Annotated in this window: 14 protein-coding genes; 10 read left to right on the forward strand and 4 right to left on the reverse strand. The window is 43.8% G+C overall.

Annotated elements, in window-relative coordinates:
- Positions 1-34: 34 nt before the first annotated feature.
- Both DWZ67_RS01670 and DWZ67_RS01675 read right to left on the reverse strand, forming a co-directional pair.
- A complete protein-coding gene (locus tag DWZ67_RS01670) occupies positions 35-748 on the reverse strand; it encodes a response regulator transcription factor (RefSeq protein WP_120138008.1) in 714 nt (237 codons plus the stop codon).
- A complete protein-coding gene (locus tag DWZ67_RS01675) occupies positions 732-2,081 on the reverse strand; it encodes a sensor histidine kinase (protein ID WP_133302932.1) in 1,350 nt (449 codons plus the stop codon). Before DWZ67_RS01675 ends, DWZ67_RS01670 begins: the two co-directional genes overlap by 17 nt.
- 909 nt (positions 2,082-2,990) lie before the next feature.
- On the opposite strand from DWZ67_RS01675, the gene DWZ67_RS01680 reads away from it, so the two are divergent.
- From DWZ67_RS01680 to DWZ67_RS01715, 10 genes are all read left to right on the forward strand, one after another.
- Positions 2,991-3,659, forward strand: coding sequence for a hypothetical protein (locus DWZ67_RS01680; protein ID WP_133302933.1), 669 nt, complete (start codon positions 2,991-2,993; stop codon positions 3,657-3,659).
- 245 nt (positions 3,660-3,904) lie between these two features.
- Positions 3,905-5,281, forward strand: a complete 1,377-nt coding sequence (locus DWZ67_RS01685) for a radical SAM/SPASM domain-containing protein (RefSeq protein ID WP_120138011.1) — start codon at positions 3,905-3,907, stop codon at positions 5,279-5,281.
- Positions 5,253-5,429: a hypothetical protein gene (locus tag DWZ67_RS20015; protein WP_153881081.1), complete on the forward strand. Its 177-nt coding sequence runs from the start codon at positions 5,253-5,255 to the stop codon at positions 5,427-5,429. Before DWZ67_RS01685 ends, DWZ67_RS20015 begins: the two co-directional genes overlap by 29 nt.
- 182 nt (positions 5,430-5,611) lie before the next feature.
- Positions 5,612-6,307 (forward strand): hypothetical protein, encoded by a 696-nt coding sequence (locus DWZ67_RS01690; protein WP_133302934.1) that lies wholly within the window; start codon positions 5,612-5,614, stop codon positions 6,305-6,307.
- Positions 6,308-6,796: 489 nt separating this feature from the next.
- Positions 6,797-6,961, forward strand: a complete 165-nt coding sequence (locus DWZ67_RS20020; protein WP_153881080.1) for a hypothetical protein — start codon at positions 6,797-6,799, stop codon at positions 6,959-6,961.
- Between the two features lie 109 nt (positions 6,962-7,070).
- Positions 7,071-7,298: a hypothetical protein gene (locus DWZ67_RS01700; protein ID WP_057281623.1), complete on the forward strand. Its 228-nt coding sequence runs from the start codon at positions 7,071-7,073 to the stop codon at positions 7,296-7,298.
- Positions 7,291-7,467, forward strand: a complete 177-nt coding sequence (locus tag DWZ67_RS01705; protein ID WP_117703640.1) for a bacteriocin — start codon at positions 7,291-7,293, stop codon at positions 7,465-7,467. The genes DWZ67_RS01700 and DWZ67_RS01705 overlap by 8 nt, the downstream gene beginning before the upstream one ends.
- A 13-nt stretch (positions 7,468-7,480) precedes the next feature.
- Complete coding sequence (locus DWZ67_RS20025) at positions 7,481-7,636, forward strand: hypothetical protein (protein ID WP_165852445.1); 156 nt, start codon at positions 7,481-7,483, stop codon at positions 7,634-7,636.
- Positions 7,637-7,874: 238 nt separating this feature from the next.
- The gene (locus DWZ67_RS01710; RefSeq protein ID WP_120138013.1) at positions 7,875-9,047 is read left to right on the forward strand and encodes an HlyD family secretion protein; all 1,173 of its coding nucleotides are present in this window, start codon (positions 7,875-7,877) and stop codon (positions 9,045-9,047) included.
- A 14-nt stretch (positions 9,048-9,061) separates the two neighbouring features.
- The gene (locus DWZ67_RS01715; RefSeq protein ID WP_120138014.1) at positions 9,062-11,230 is read left to right on the forward strand and encodes a peptidase domain-containing ABC transporter; all 2,169 of its coding nucleotides are present in this window, start codon (positions 9,062-9,064) and stop codon (positions 11,228-11,230) included.
- A 247-nt stretch (positions 11,231-11,477) separates the two neighbouring features.
- Here DWZ67_RS01715 and DWZ67_RS01725 read toward each other — a convergent pair whose 3' ends face one another.
- Together DWZ67_RS01725 and DWZ67_RS01730 are read right to left on the reverse strand one after the other, a co-directional pair.
- On the reverse strand, positions 11,478-12,932 hold the full coding sequence (locus DWZ67_RS01725; protein WP_120138015.1) for a methyltransferase RsmF C-terminal domain-like protein: 1,455 nt from the start codon (positions 12,930-12,932) through the stop codon (positions 11,478-11,480).
- Between the two features lie 90 nt (positions 12,933-13,022).
- The gene (locus DWZ67_RS01730; RefSeq protein ID WP_120138016.1) at positions 13,023-15,446 is read right to left on the reverse strand and encodes a TonB-dependent receptor; all 2,424 of its coding nucleotides are present in this window, start codon (positions 15,444-15,446) and stop codon (positions 13,023-13,025) included.
- Between the last annotated feature and the right edge of the window lie 3 nt (positions 15,447-15,449).

A 15,449-nucleotide genomic window follows, 5' to 3' on the forward strand; every position in this document is an offset into this window, starting at 1 on the left:
AAGAAACAATAAAAAATGATACACTCCTACTCAATTATTCCTCTACCAACATCAACCCCACCCCTCTGACTGTCTTTATGGACACCGTAGGATCGTCTTCCAAGCATTTGCGTAGTTTCACCAGATAGGTATCAAGGCTACGCGAGATAAAGTAGTCGTTTTCATCCTGAGTCTCCCAATTGTGGCTGACAATAGCACCCCGTTTCACTACTTGATTCTTGTTCTGTGCAAGAAGTCTGAGAATTCCGGCTTCGCGCCGACTTAACACTGTTTTCTCACCGTTTTTGTCATTCCTAAGGGTTGCGTGTGCGGCATCCAGTGTGTATTGCCCGAAGTGGTAGCAATCTGTTTCATTGCGCGAAGGCTGTCCTTTTCTCAATTTAAGCAAAGCATGTATATGTGCATCCAGTTCTTCAGCCACAAAAGGCTTCTTCACGTAATTATCGGCTCCTAACTTATATCCACTGGTCACATCTTTGGGCGAGCCCAACGCCGAAGCCAGTAGGATAGGTATATTTCCATCCACTTCACGGATGCGCTCCACCATCTGAAAACCATTCATCACCGGCATATCCACATCCGAGATAATAATATCCGGATGATACTCCTGATATGCTTTCAAGCCTTCTTGCCCATTAACAGCCGTAATAACCTCATATCCTCCAATCAGTCCTTCCAGACTGCTCTTTACGACATAGGTCAACATGGAATCATCTTCCACCAAAAGCAATTTAATTTTGTTTTCCATCTATCATTTTGTTTTCAGTATCCTCTTCCTCCGATGCCGGCATATACAATGTAAATTCACTGAATTTTCCAACCACGCTGCTTGCCGTCACTGTCCCTCCATGTGCCTCCATCACCCGATACACATAGTTCAGTCCCAATCCAAACCCTGCGACCTTGCCCAAACGGGAGCTTTTGATGGCAGAACCACGCTCAAATTTATCAAATATCTTACGTTTATCTTCTTCAGAAAAACCGATACCGTTGTCGCGCACCTTGATGCAGGAATAACCTCCGCTGCACTCCGAAGTTATTTCTATCTCTACCTCCCCCTCGTCTTTAGAATATTTCACGGCATTGTCCACCAAGTTATAGACAGCCTCTTCCAGATATTCCTTGTCAGCATTCACTTCCTTGGCTTGCAGGTTTAACGTGAAATGCAACGGCTTGGTAGATTTTGCCTTAAAGGTTTCCCTTATTCTTTCAAGCATCGGTTCTAGCTTCACTTTCTCTTTTACCATCGTTAGTTTATCATTTTCCAGCTTCGAGATAGTCAACAGTCTGTTTATCAACTTCAGCAAATGCACGGTTTCAGACTTCACCACTCCCAGAAAGCTTTTTTTCAATTCCGGCATACTTTCTATCTTCTCGTCATTCAACGCATCAGAGCACATCATGATAGAGCTAAGCGGTGTCTTCATGTCATGAATCATAGCATATGAGAAGTCTTCACGAAGCTTGGCCACTTTCTTCTGATAGATGATTACTTTAATCTGATAGATAATGCAACCGATTACCAAAACCAGCATGATAAAGGAGGCTATCATCAACAAGCCCATACGTTCAAAAAAAACTTTATAAGGATTAATAAGGAGAAGTTGTACCGCTTCAGTGGAATCTGATTTTATAAGAAATGGTTCAGATTTTATGACTCCCCAAAGAGATAAATTTTCTTTCTTGCTTACTTGCAAGATACTATCGTTCTGAGGATTCATGGTACAAACAACAAAATTACTTTCAATACTATATTCCTTCAATAAGGCAGATGCGATGGAATCAATTCTTACCATGGATATTTCTCGCCCCATATTAGATAAGTTTTCACAAAAATACGTCAGCGGCTTTATAGTATCATTCACTTCTCCTCCTATTACCTGTGAACCTTCAGGAAGATTATCCATCCTTATTACCATTTCATTTTCAAGAGTCTTTTCTACGACCTCACAACAATCTTTTTGGATATTGTTCCTTATAAGCATATAAGTATTGTATATCCATGCTGCTTGCAATGACAATACAGCCACCAAACCTAAAAAGGTAAACAAGCGAATATATCTATACTTTTGTTTCTTCACTAACTTCTTATTTTTCTGCAAATATACAATTCAAATTAAAGTTTTAACCTAAAACTAACATTTTTCTAACATATTATCAGCAAATAGCACTGTATATTTGCAACATCAAAAGGAAATACAATGTACAACTTTAATTATTTAAAACATGAAACAACTTACTATTGAATTAACGAAGGAAGAACAAAGAAACATTTTTGGTGGGAAAGCCACATACAAAATAGTTATAATTGACGGGAAAATAGTCTATGTTCTAGAAACCAATCAATAACCAAAGATATATAAACACAAGAAGCGATAGGTTTAACGTAAAACTAACATTGTCCTAACATTAATCCCGAAACAAAGCCCATAACTTTGCAACATCAAACAAAAAGAGCACTAACAATTAAAGACTAAAATCAATGAAAACGAAAAAGAAGTATTATAACCCGCAGCATCCGCAGAACACACTAAAGTTTCTGCCCCTGCTCTGTTGAGGAACAATGAAAGTTTAACGTAAAACTAACATTACTCTAACAAAAGATACAAAGTGAAGCGCTTAACTTTGCAACATCAAATTAAAACAAATACAACAACAGTAAAAAAACAAAGAACAATGAAAGACATCAAATTCACAAAAGCTCGCAGATGCAGCAGGCCCAATCTGTGGAAACCACCCCGATAGGGAGAAATAAAGGAGATTCTTGAAAAAGTCTATGCTTGACAGAAAGTTAAAGCAACACAAACACAGCATCAACACAAACACACTCTCTTAAAGACTGGGAAGGATTTCAAGACTGACTTTTTCAAGCAAATCTCTTGCTGTAAATATAACGTAAGGTTAACTTCTTGATAATATAGTATAAAATGGCAAACATTTAACTTTATAACAACAAATAAAATATTCATCAACTTTTAAATTAATTATTTATGACAACTAAAAGTTTTTTATTCTATACGTGCTTACTGTTGACAATAATGATTACAACAGCATGTTCAAACGAAGAAATTACATCAAAGGACTTCAACCATGACACTGATATCGAACAAAAAATGCTTCTCAATGAATTAGGTGACTTTACAACCTACTATATTAACAGCATATATCGTTTTTACGATCCACGGTTAGATTATATCGATTTAGATTCACTTAATTTATACATGCTACAATATAAATTTTCAGCTGCGAAAACACGCAGTAATCCAAACATATATGTTCCAATGGATTACAATGATTATTTCAGCAACATTTTATCAGAAGACGGTTATAAACTAGTGCTGAATCTCATCTCGCAAGAGAATATCTCTACGAAAGATTTTCAACAATTCAAAGAACAAGTTTCTCTTATGAAAGAAACAGATAGAGAGCAGTTAGATTTTATTATCAAAGCAACAGATATTATCTATGAAAATATCATGAGTAATATTACAAATAAAGGTGTGATAACACGAAGCCGTACCAGCTGTAATATAGCGACCACTGTCGCCAGTTTTGCAGCAGGTGCAATCTGGGGAGCTGCATTTGGAGGCCCTGTCGGTTTGGCAATCAACTTGGCTTGGAGTATAGCAGGTGCAATCGCAGCAGATTCAACATGTTAAAAATAACAGTATGAAGAAAGCTTCCATTTATTGCTATGCAGGATTAGGGGTATTAATTGCCTCATGTACCATATTTGCCGTTTTTGAGACAAGGTCGATTCTATATATCGGTTCAACCATTGCATCTCTCTGTTTTTTTTATGCAAATGAAGTATATAAGAAAGGGATAAAATAAAACAAGAAAGTATTTTACTTTAAAGTACTTTCCATAACATATTACCAACCGTCTTTAATTCATTTCAGATATGAGCAGTTTATTAAAACAAGGAGATTTTCATGTCTTTTCTTTCGACAAAAAGAAATATGTATTCCTATCCGGCAGCCAGCAGATTCTGGAAATAAGCAATCCCACGACGGATGCCTATTTCAAAAGATGCGCGGGAAGAGACGACGGCAATACCTTAGGAGACACCACCATTGACAAGGTGACGGAAACCCTTAAAAGTTTATGTACAGTACCTTCCGCCTGCTACGAAAAGCAAAAACAAGATATGCTGACACTGAACGTAACGCATGGCTGCAACATGTCCTGCAAATATTGTTTTGCTTCGACCCTGCAAGACAAAAAAAGCGTGATGCCCCTTTCGGTAGCCAGAAACGCAATTGCCAACATGCTTGAAGGTAATCCCGACAGCGAACGATACACCATTTACTTCTTCGGCGGCGAGCCGCTATTACACAAGCAGTTTGTCAGAGACGTAGTGGAAATAGCCAAAGAAGAAATCATATTCCGACGGAACAAAAACGTATGCTTCCTGCTGAATACCAATGGCACATTGATAGACGATGACATGATGAACTTCTTTGTACAAGAAAAGTTCACCGTTACAGTCAGCATTGACGGGCCGCAAAAGGTGAATGATGCAAACCGGGTATTCCTTAACGGTCGCGGCAGTTTCAGACGAATAGCCGAAAATATAGAAAGACTCAAAAAAGGTGGTGTAGACTTCAATCTAAGGGCTACCATCAGCCCAAAGAGCACAAGGTTACTCGAGACGTTCCATTTTTTCGAGAGCATGGAAGTCCCTTACTCTTATGCCTTTACTATTGATTCCGATATAAAGGACCGGAGCACGACCCACTTTGATGCCAACGGCATTAAGGCAATAGACAAGCAACTGGGCGAGGTCATGAACTTTTTTACCCGAAAGCTAATGAACAAAGAAACCATCTACTGCAACGACTTTCATAGGAATATCAACCGCCTAAGAACCAAGAGTGTAAGATACCAAGGATGTGCAGCGGGCAGAAGCAGTCTTATTGTAGACGAAGCAGGAGAGTATTATCCATGCCAGAACATGCTTTCCCATCAAGATATGTCCGTAGGAAATGTGTCCGAAGGTATTGATAACAGCAGATTACAGCTTTTCCGTTCAAAAGAAGTATCACAACTTGCAAGTTGCCGACAATGCTGGGCTAAATACTTATGTGGTGGCAGTTGCGAAGCAGAGCGACAGCTTCTGGGTCAAGAAAGTAAAGACTGGAAACAAAAATGCAAAATGATTCGGTTGGAATGGAAACATTTGATTCATTCCTATATCAAGCTAAACGATTTTATTAACAATATGTCTAACAAACACAAAATTATCGATTATGAAAAATTTAAAAGAGCTGGGGCTTAACCCCATTGACGAGAAGCAAGCAGAGAGTATTAACGGTGGATATATTGGAATACCTCCAATGATTATAAGACCGGAAGATTTAGTAGTATGTTGCCACAATATACCACCAATAAACATGCCAGGAGACATATGGAGCGACTTAATGTAATGTCTCCTTATTGGGGAAAAGAGTCAATCGAGCTATGAGAGCCCTCACATTGGAAGAATGTATCAACACGTATGGCGGTTGTTGCGTCTGCGATGCAGATACCGGTTTCAGCAATGTATTTGCAACACCGCTTACTATCAGAGACTCACTATTCAAACAGTAACTTTAAAAAAGAAAAAACAATGAACAAGTATTTTTATTTATTAGCATCATTATGTTTGGCTGCATTCTTCGGATGCCAAAACGACAATGACATGAATGCCTCCTTCAGCAAAGAAAAGGGAACAATTTCTGCTACTATAGATAGTGTCGGAAAAGTTCACAATTACCTATTGGAACAAATGAAAGATTCGGAAATCGGATTATGCATAAGCAATAAAACTAAAATGAAAGATTTAGTCAACTGTTTTCAGAGGCTGAATGACAATGGCAAATATTGCTATAATGAAATTATGACCAGAGCGGACAACGACAATGCCGACTTCAGCGAGTTTGAGAATATGGCAATCGAAGACTTTGACGTAAAAAGCATCCGCACACTCGTCTTAAAACGCATTAATGCAAATGACAATATCGACATTGACGTAAAAAAGGCTATTGAAATCATTTCCGACCCAGACGGAAATCCATTAAGCGAACAGAACCTTTCACTCATTGAGCAGAACAAGAACAAGAAAGGAGGGCATCTTCTAATCGTATTCAAAAATATAGCCGAAGGCTCGGATGAATATTGGCCACAAACAAGAGATTCCCAATCACGGGCCGTAATCGTTGCAGATGGGATAGGAGGAGTACTTGGCACAACCTGTAGCGAAGTGATGGGAATACTTTGGGGAGCAGGATTTTCATATGCCTGCGACATGTGTTTAAGCAACTAAATTGAGACTTATGTGTGCAAATACTACTGCAAAATACAATATGTCAATCATCGTGCTTTATATGATTTTCATTGTGTCATTTCTATATGACAAGCATTATGACATCATCGGAATATTGACATCAATCGCATTTGCCGTCCTATTTCCCCTTAGCATCCGAAAAGAACCAAAACAGACGGATGGCAAGCGTTTAAAGTCTCTGCTATTTGCTTGTACCTTTATGATAGGATTTCCTTGCGCTTTGAAAATAACTGAATTCCTAACAAACAAATCGTTTCAAGCAGACGGATGGCTGGTTGTATTAACTGGAATTGCCTTACAAAGCGCCCATTATATCATAAGTGTACGTAGAGAAAAATCAAAACCCTAAGATATGTTTTTAAGCGGTTGTTGCATCTGCGATGCAGATATCGGTTTCAGCAGCGCATTTACAACACCGCTTACTATCAGAGATTCATTATTCAAACATTAACTTTAAAAAGAAAAACAATGGAAAAGAACATCGAACACAAGGTAAAGCCTTTAACAAAAAAAGAGCAGAGAGTTGTATCGGGAGGATATGCCCCCACCGATTCTCCCATTAAGCCCATAGACGACAACAATGGTATGCCGGATTTTAAGACACCAAGCAAAGAGGATTTCAAATTCTATTAATCGCAATAGAAAAGCGCATTAACTAATAATAACCTAATAATATGAGAATTAGAGACACCCCGATTAAGAAAATAAACGAATAGAACGCAAATTAACAACATTAAAGAAGATGAAAACAATTAAATTGTGTGATGACAGAAGATTGGATGCAATACTTAAGACTATAATCGCATTTACATCATTAACATTAATGGCGCTTTGCGTTTTATATTTAAAAGATGAATGTTTTGATTTAAAAAAGGAAATAATGCATTCGATGAGAGTAGCTATTAGGATTTTAGTACTCTTTATAATGATAGATTATATTAAAATAAAAAAAAGAATGAACAATGAATAATACAGAAATACTTATCAGTTTGAGTAAGACTGAATTACAGAACATTAATGGTGGAGAGGTTCCTAGAGCATACTATATGGACCAAGATGTTATAAACCAAAATTGGGATAACCTTTGCACTTTGGGAGGTTTAATATGTGGCTTTTTTCAAGGATTAGTAGGTCTTTAATAAAATATGAAGTATGAAAAATTTAACACTTAATGAACAGCAGGAAATATATGGTGGCGGCTTTGAAGAAGGCCGAGAAATTGGGCATGCAATTGGCTCAACCCTTACTGGTGCCTTAGCTCTCTTCGGTGCATATGTATTTTTCAAAGGATTCATTCCTATTGTATAGAAAAAAATATTTGTGAAAGCCTGCTTTAATGCAGGCTTTTTCTTTTTCGCATCCCGAAGATGCCTTTCACCGTTAGCCCTCAAAAGAAAATCTGCAAATAAGATCTTTACAGACAAGCGGAGTCAGCGTGGAACTTTAACCTACGACTAACATTCCCCTAACATATCTTCTTCCTTTATCGCCCTACCTTTGCTCCATTAATTAAGAACAAAAGTATTAACCCTTAAAGCAAGAAGATATGTCACTTTTACCGAACGAATGGATAGAAAACAGCATTGAAGTCTACAACTATCAGCACACCACCAAATCACAAGCCATCTATTGGGTAGTATTGGCAGCCGTTACCGCCGCCCTCATCTCCCTCCCCTTTATCTATATAGACATCTCCGTACAAGGCAGCGGAGTGATACGCCCGGTAACGGAAAAGACGGAAATCAAGGCAGCCGTCACCGAACTGGTAGATTCCGTATACGTCCGCGAAGGGCAGCAAGTGAACAAAGGGGATATTCTGCTGCGATTCCGCACCAGCAATCCCGATTACAAGATTACTTATCAGACCAACTGCCTGAACGACTATGAAGCGCATCTGGCAGACCTCACCTATCTGTCACGCGGAGAGGTACCTGCAAATTTCCGTTCTCCGGTGCGCCGACAAGAGTACGCCTACTTCACCAAACGGAAAAACGAACTGGAAACATCCCTCACTAAAGCCAAGAAGGAATACGAACGCGAAAAGATTCTGTTCAACAAAAAGCTGATTTCGGAAGAAGAATATGACAGCTACTACTTTCAATATCAAAGCCAGCAGAATGAACTTGCCTCACTGATACAAAGCCAAATCAGTACTTGGCAAGCAGACCTGAACAGCTATCGCAACCAGTGCAACGAAATGAGCACCACACTGAAACAAGAGCAGAAGGACAAGGACATGTACATTGTACGCAGCCCGGTGGCAGGTACCGTAGACCAGTTCTCGGGCATCTACAAGGGCAGCAGCATTCAGGCAGGCCAGTCGCTTGCAGTAATCAGCCCCGACTCCACGCTGTGTACGGAAGTCTACGTAGCCCCACGAAACATAGGGTTCATGAGCATAGGCATGCCGGTGCATGTGCAAGTGGAATCCTTCAACTACAACGAGTGGGGAACTCTACCGGGAAAGGTGAAAGACATATCATCGGACTTCCTGACCGATGCCCAAGGCAACTCCTTCTACAAGGTGAAATGTGAAATGGAGCGCGATTACCTGAAACGGAAAAACGGACGGATAGGCCGGTTGAAGAAGGGAATGACAGTCAGCGCCCATTTCATGGTGACACGCCGTTCGCTCTTCGACCTGCTATACCAGAAGATGGACGACTGGGCAAACCCGCGACAATATGAAAGCGAAAACATGATGGCAAGAAACAATTAAAAAAGGAAACAATTATGAGACTCAGAAAAGGAATCAAAATCAAACAACACGACATTACGGACTGTGGGGCTGCCTGCCTCGCCTCGGTATGTGCCTACTACGGGCTGCAATTTCCCGTGGCACGCATCCGCCAATATGCCTTCACCGACCAGAAGGGAACCAATGTGCTGGGAATGATAGAAGCAGCCGCCAAGCTGGGGCTGTCTGCCAAAGGCGTGCGCGCCGAGTTCGATGCATTGAGGCTGGTGCCCAAGCCCGCCATTGCCCACATCGTAGTGAAAAGAGAGCTGCAACACTTCATCGTAATCTACAAAGTGGCGGACACGCACATAGTCTACATGGACCCCGGAGACGGACAGATGCACAAAATGGACCATGAGGACTTCCTGATAGAGTGGACGGGAGTGCTCATCTTGATGGAACCGGAAGCAACCTTCAAAACCGGAAATGAGAAAACCGGCATGACGAAGAAATTCCTTTCGCTGATGGCACCGCACAAAAGCGTAATGCTGCAAGCCGTCTTCGGAGCACTTATCTACAGTATTCTGGGACTATCCACTTCCATTTACGTCGGGAAAATCACCGACTATGTACTGGTGGACAGAAACCTGAACCTGCTCAACCTCATGGGGGTCATCATGCTCGTCCTGCTGTTGCTGCGCACGTTCATCGGCGCCATGAAAAGCATCCTTGCCCTGAAAACCGGACAAAGGATTGATGCGGCGCTGATACTGGGCTATTACAAGCACCTGCTGACACTGCCCCAGCAGTTCTTCGACACCATGCGGGTGGGCGAAATCATATCGCGCGTGAACGATGCCGTAAAAATCCGCAACTTCATCAACAACGTATCGCTCGACCTGCTGGTCAACGTCATGATACTGCTGTTTTCCGTATGCCTGATGTTCGTCTACTCGTGGAAGCTAGCACTGATTACCCTGCTGGCCGCGCCTCTGTTCCTGGTGATATTCTACAGCTTCAACAAGCTGAACCGCAAATACCAGCGCCACATCATGGAGAGCAGTGCCGACCTGGAGGCCCAACTGGTAGAATCTCTCAACTCCATCTCCACCATCAAGCGCTTCGGCATCGAGGAATATGCCAACCTGAAAACGGAAACGCGCTTCGTACATCTGCTGAAGAACACTTACCGCAGCATCTACGGTTCCATCATGGCGCAAGGAGGCATACAGTTCGTATCAACCGGAATCACAATCGCCATCCTGTGGCTGGGCAGTGTGCTGGTCATCGACCAGGAGCTTACGCCGGGCACGCTGATGGTATTCTACTCGCTGGTAGGATACGTCATATCGCCCATCGGTTCACTGATTTCTTCCAACCAGACCATACAAGACGCACTGATTGCCGCCGACCGCCTTTTCCAAATCATGGACCTGGAACGCGAACAGAACGAGGAGCAGAAGATAGAACTGACCGAGGAGATGGTAGGAGACATCAGCTTTGAAGACGTCTGCTTCAGGTATGGTTCGCGCAAGGAAATCTTCTCTGCGCTGAACCTGACGATAGAGAAGGGAAAGATGACAGCCATCGTGGGTGAAAGCGGTTCCGGAAAAACCACACTGATGTCACTGCTGCAACATATCTACCCCATTCAAGGAGGACATATCCGCATCGGCAAGCATGACATCGCCGAAATAGACAACCGGAGCCTGCGCCAACGCATCGGCACCGTGCCCCAGCACATCGAGCTTTTCTCCGGAACCATCGCCGAAAACATTGCCGTAGGCGAACTGCATCCCAAGATGATACGGATAAAGGCCTTGATGGAAATGCTCGGACTGGAAGAGTTCATCGAACGCCAGCCCAAAGGCTACCAGACCCAAATCGGTGAGCACGGCGTGAACCTCTCAGGCGGCGAACGGCAACGGATTGCCATAGCACGTGCCTTGTACAAGAATCCGGAGATTATTATTCTGGACGAAGCAACCTCTTCGCTGGACAACATTGCCGAAAATCAGGTAAAAATAGTAATGGAAGTGATGAAGGATGCGGGCAAGACAGTTATCATCATTGCCCATAGGCTGAGTACCGTGAAGCATGCCGACCGGATTATTGTGCTGCACAATGGTGAAGTAAAAGAGGAAGGGACACACGAGGAACTTTCGCAGAAAGACGGTTTATACCGCAAACTCTGGAAAGAACAGTTCGAGGTCCTTAAATGACAAGAACCCGAAAAGCTCCCGGACTGCAAATCCGGGAGGACGAAGCTCCTTGCCCGCTGTAGCCGAAAAGTATTTTCCTGCCTACGGAAAGTGAGCCTCGCCCCTACGGAAATATGGAATAGAGGTTTCATTTCTACAAACAAAGCCTTTATTCTTAAAAATAGAACTTCTATTCTTAGGAACAAAGGCTTTATTCTAAGATTTCTTAGGCACGAAAGGAACTTTGCATCACATGGAAAGGGAGTTTCTATAGAATCGCAGCCAATTCCAGTACCTCTTCCGGCAAATGCCCGCTGCGTATGCGCCATTCCTGGGGATAGAGGTTGTTGGCACGGTTACCTATATTCTTGACAAATCCCAAAGGAATCTGTTTGTAGGTGAGCAGAACAATGCCGCGCGGAGCAATCTCCGAAAGGACAACAGCCTCCTTGCGCAGATAGTTGATGGCTTGCTCGTAACTAATGTCTTCACGGGCAAAGGCATCCGGTTGCAATGCTATATTCATGGCAAGACCGTGAGCAGGCATCCAGTCTTTTCCTTTCAACTCGGCAACATCCACCCCGGCCTGCACGATACGGAGTGACGAACGCAAAGCCGACAACTCGGAGAGATATTCTTTAGGGAAAGCGCTGACGTTATTGTCATTGACGATAAATTCATAATTGTCCGGAGCCACAAGCCACTCACGCAGTGCCGAAAGCTGTTCTTTGGAAACACCCGGAATTTTCGCTCCTTTTCCTTGGGGTTTTCTTCCTTTTTCCCTGGATTTCACCTGCCCGGCCCAGATATTCCCGTCGCTCACGCCCGGTTTGCGGAGAACTGCCAAAAAGAATCCTTCCCCCTTCGTCCGATGGGGCAGGAAACGATAGGCGGGAAAGTCCTCTCCCGACAATAGATTACCCGTAATATTCCAGTCAGCAGAGATTTCCAACGGCAATACTTCCGCCCCGAATTCATCCCGTATCCAACGGATGTTCTCTTCGTTTTCCTTTGTATTATAGGTACAAGTACTGTAGATGAGAATGCCTCCGGGCTTCAAGCAAGGCCAGATATCCGTAACGATGCGACGCTGGCGCTGCCAGCAGATTTCCACATTCTCCCCACTCCACTCACTTACCGCAACGGGGTCTTTACGGAACATCCCCTCGCCAGAGCAGGGGACATCCGTCAATATGACGTCGAAGAAGTCCGTCAAGGAAGAAAAATCTGCCGGGTCATTATTAGTGACCACCACACCGGAATGCCCCCATTTCGTAAGATTCTCCGCCAATACCTGCGAGCGGTTGCGGATTACCTCATTGGCCACCAGCAAACTGCCTGCGGGCAACACGCTACGGGCATGCGTGGATTTCCCGCCGGGAGCCGCACAGAGGTCAAGCATCACCACCGGTCCTTCGCCCACATACCGCCTCAAAGCCTGCTCCACAAACATGGACGAAGCCTCCTGCACATAGTAGCAGCCTGCATGAAACAGCGGGTCGAAAGTGAATGTCAGCCGCTTGTCCAGATAGTATCCGGCAGCAGACCAGGGAACATGCTCCAAAGAGGAACGAAAAAGACTGAATGAAGATTCCGGTAATTTATCTTCATTCAGTCGGATACTGACCGGCTGCTCCCCTTCCAGGGCAGCAGCCAGCTTTTCATATTCTTCCACACCCAAGAGGGCGCGTGTATAATCGGTGAAAGATGAGGGTAACTCCATGCTTTGAACTGTTTTATGGCAGCAAAGATAGTGCAAAATACGTTTCACCAATCTACGGGGCTAAACAAAAAGCACGGTTCAATACTCTTTTTAAAAACTGAGTTTCACCCCTGCAAAATAGGAACGCGGTGCACCCGGTCCGTAGATATAACCGGAGTCACGGCTTGCCCCCTTGTCAAAATCTTTTTGATAAGAATTGAATATATTCTGTACACCGGCATTGAGCTGTAAACAGAACCCTTGAAAATCAAAGTCGTAAGCTATCTTTGTTCCAAGCTCAAAGAAGTCCGGACTCTTTACCAATACGTCTGCCTCACCGTTCACCTCCGAAAGCAGATGGGGAACGTACATCCGCCCGGTATAATTGCCATTCAAAGCTATTGAGAAGGCTTTAACCGGCATATAGGTAGCTGTAAAGTAGCCGTAAACGTCGGGAGTACGCAGTATCTTGTCGCTGTAACGTTCTTTCTCCGACAAGTGCTCCTCATCCGCACTCCATTCTTCGAGAGAGTCATAGATACTTCGTTGAAGCGTCAGCCCTGCCTGCAACTGAACCTTATCCTTATAGGCAACCTTTCCTTCCAATGTGCCGCCATACACTTTAGCTCCCGAACCATTGATGCGGGTCTGTATCAGATAAGCGCTACCATCCGGGTCTTTCACCGGAGGCGTCAGGACAAACGGGTCGGAAAGTTTCGTGTAGAAGCCTTCCACCAGTAGGTTTGCCTGGAAATCTCCGAAATAGTGGTACCAATCTACCGAAGCATTGAAGCTGCGCGAACGCTCTTCCTTCAATCCTTTGGCGCGGACAATGGAAACCAACTCTCCACCCACATTACTGATATGCAGATCTTCATCAAACGCTTGTGGAGCACGGAATCCCTCAGCATAACTGAAACGGATATTCACATCCTGAGTAGGATTATAACGGATATTGGCACGGGGACTGAAAACAGCCTTGTCCATGATGCTGTTTTTATCCACGCGCCCGCCAATCAGGAAACTCCACTGTTCGTTCTTCCACTCATTCTGGGCATAGGCGCTTGCTATATTCACCATTTGGTTCAACGGGACGGGGGTATATTTCTCAATCAGTTGTTGCAAGCGGTCACCCGTTGCCGTAGGATCTTCGGCCAAAGCAGCATCACGATACTTCTGTACGTCCGTTGCCTTGTCATGCAGATTGTCGTGATTGAACTCAATGCCTCCGGTCAAATCGGCAGGCATGAACAAGCACTTGTCAAAATGATAAATATACTGGGCACCCAGCACACCGGTAAAGTCCGTAGTCATCCCATAAGCGCTGTAATAACTATCGCGCACGATATGCTGAGCCGAAGCATAGGTGCTGAACGTATGTTTCTGGTCCTTAGAGAAAGCTGTGAACTTGAGCCCACCCGTATTGATAGAGTGCTTCAGCTGCTCCACAAGTCCGGGTGCTCCGGTACCATTCAAGTCGGCATCCTCGGCTATATGGGGCGGCAAGCTGAAACCACTTCCACCACGGCGGAATTCCTCCATATGATGGTATTCAAGGCTTAGCTTGGAATAGGCACTTGTCCGGTAGTAAGCATTCAGACCGATAGTCTGGTTCTTCAGTTTCGGCAATTCGGAGAAACCGTCTCCATTGGAATCCCAGGCCGAACGGTGCCTATTTTGTCCATACACATAAGCCCCCATCTTATTGTCCGAAGAGACAAGGGAGAGGTTCAAGGCCGTATTGTTATCGAACGAACCGGAACTGTCGAAATTGGAAATGGTATGCGAGAAAGAACCTGAATTACGGACCGGTTCCTTCGTAATGATGTTCACTGTTCCGGCAATGGCCGAAGAGCCGAACAAGGCGGAACCGCCTCCACGCACCACTTCCACACGCTCTATCATATTGGCCGGAATCTGCTCCAGCCCATACACACCTGCCAAAGAGGAGAAAATGGGACGCGAATCTATCAATATCTGGGTATATTTTCCATCCAGGCCGTTGATGCGTACTTGTGAGTAGCCGCAATTCTGGCAATCGGTCTCTACCCGCACACCGGGCTGAAAGACCAGTCCTTGCGACAAAGTATGCGAGTTTGTCTGTTCAAACAGTTTAGGAGTGACCACTTTGACCAAGGTAGGTGCCAAGCGCCGGGCAGTCTCGCTACGATTGGCAGTAACTACCACTCCATCCAGTGCCACCATATCTTCTTCCAATTCAAAGTTCTCCTCCAAGGTCTTGCCACGTTTCAGAACGACTTTGCGCTCCTGCGACTTATACCCTACAGCACTGACGGACAAGGTAAACTCACCTTCAGGCAGATTCTTTAGAAAATAGTGACCTGTGGCATCGGTCATGGTCCCGATGGTGGTGCCTTTCAGCGAAACTGTCATATAAGGCAAATGTTCCCTTGTACTTTTTTCTATTACATGACCGACAATATTGGCATCGGTACTCTTCAAATCTTCGGCATAAACGGTTGATGAGAGTAACAGACATACTGCTCCCACCACAAAAAATATATATTTTTTCATGTA

It is taken from the genome of Bacteroides sp. AF34-31BH (genome assembly GCF_003602795.1).
In the GTDB taxonomy this organism is placed as follows: domain Bacteria; phylum Bacteroidota; class Bacteroidia; order Bacteroidales; family Bacteroidaceae; genus Bacteroides; species Bacteroides uniformis.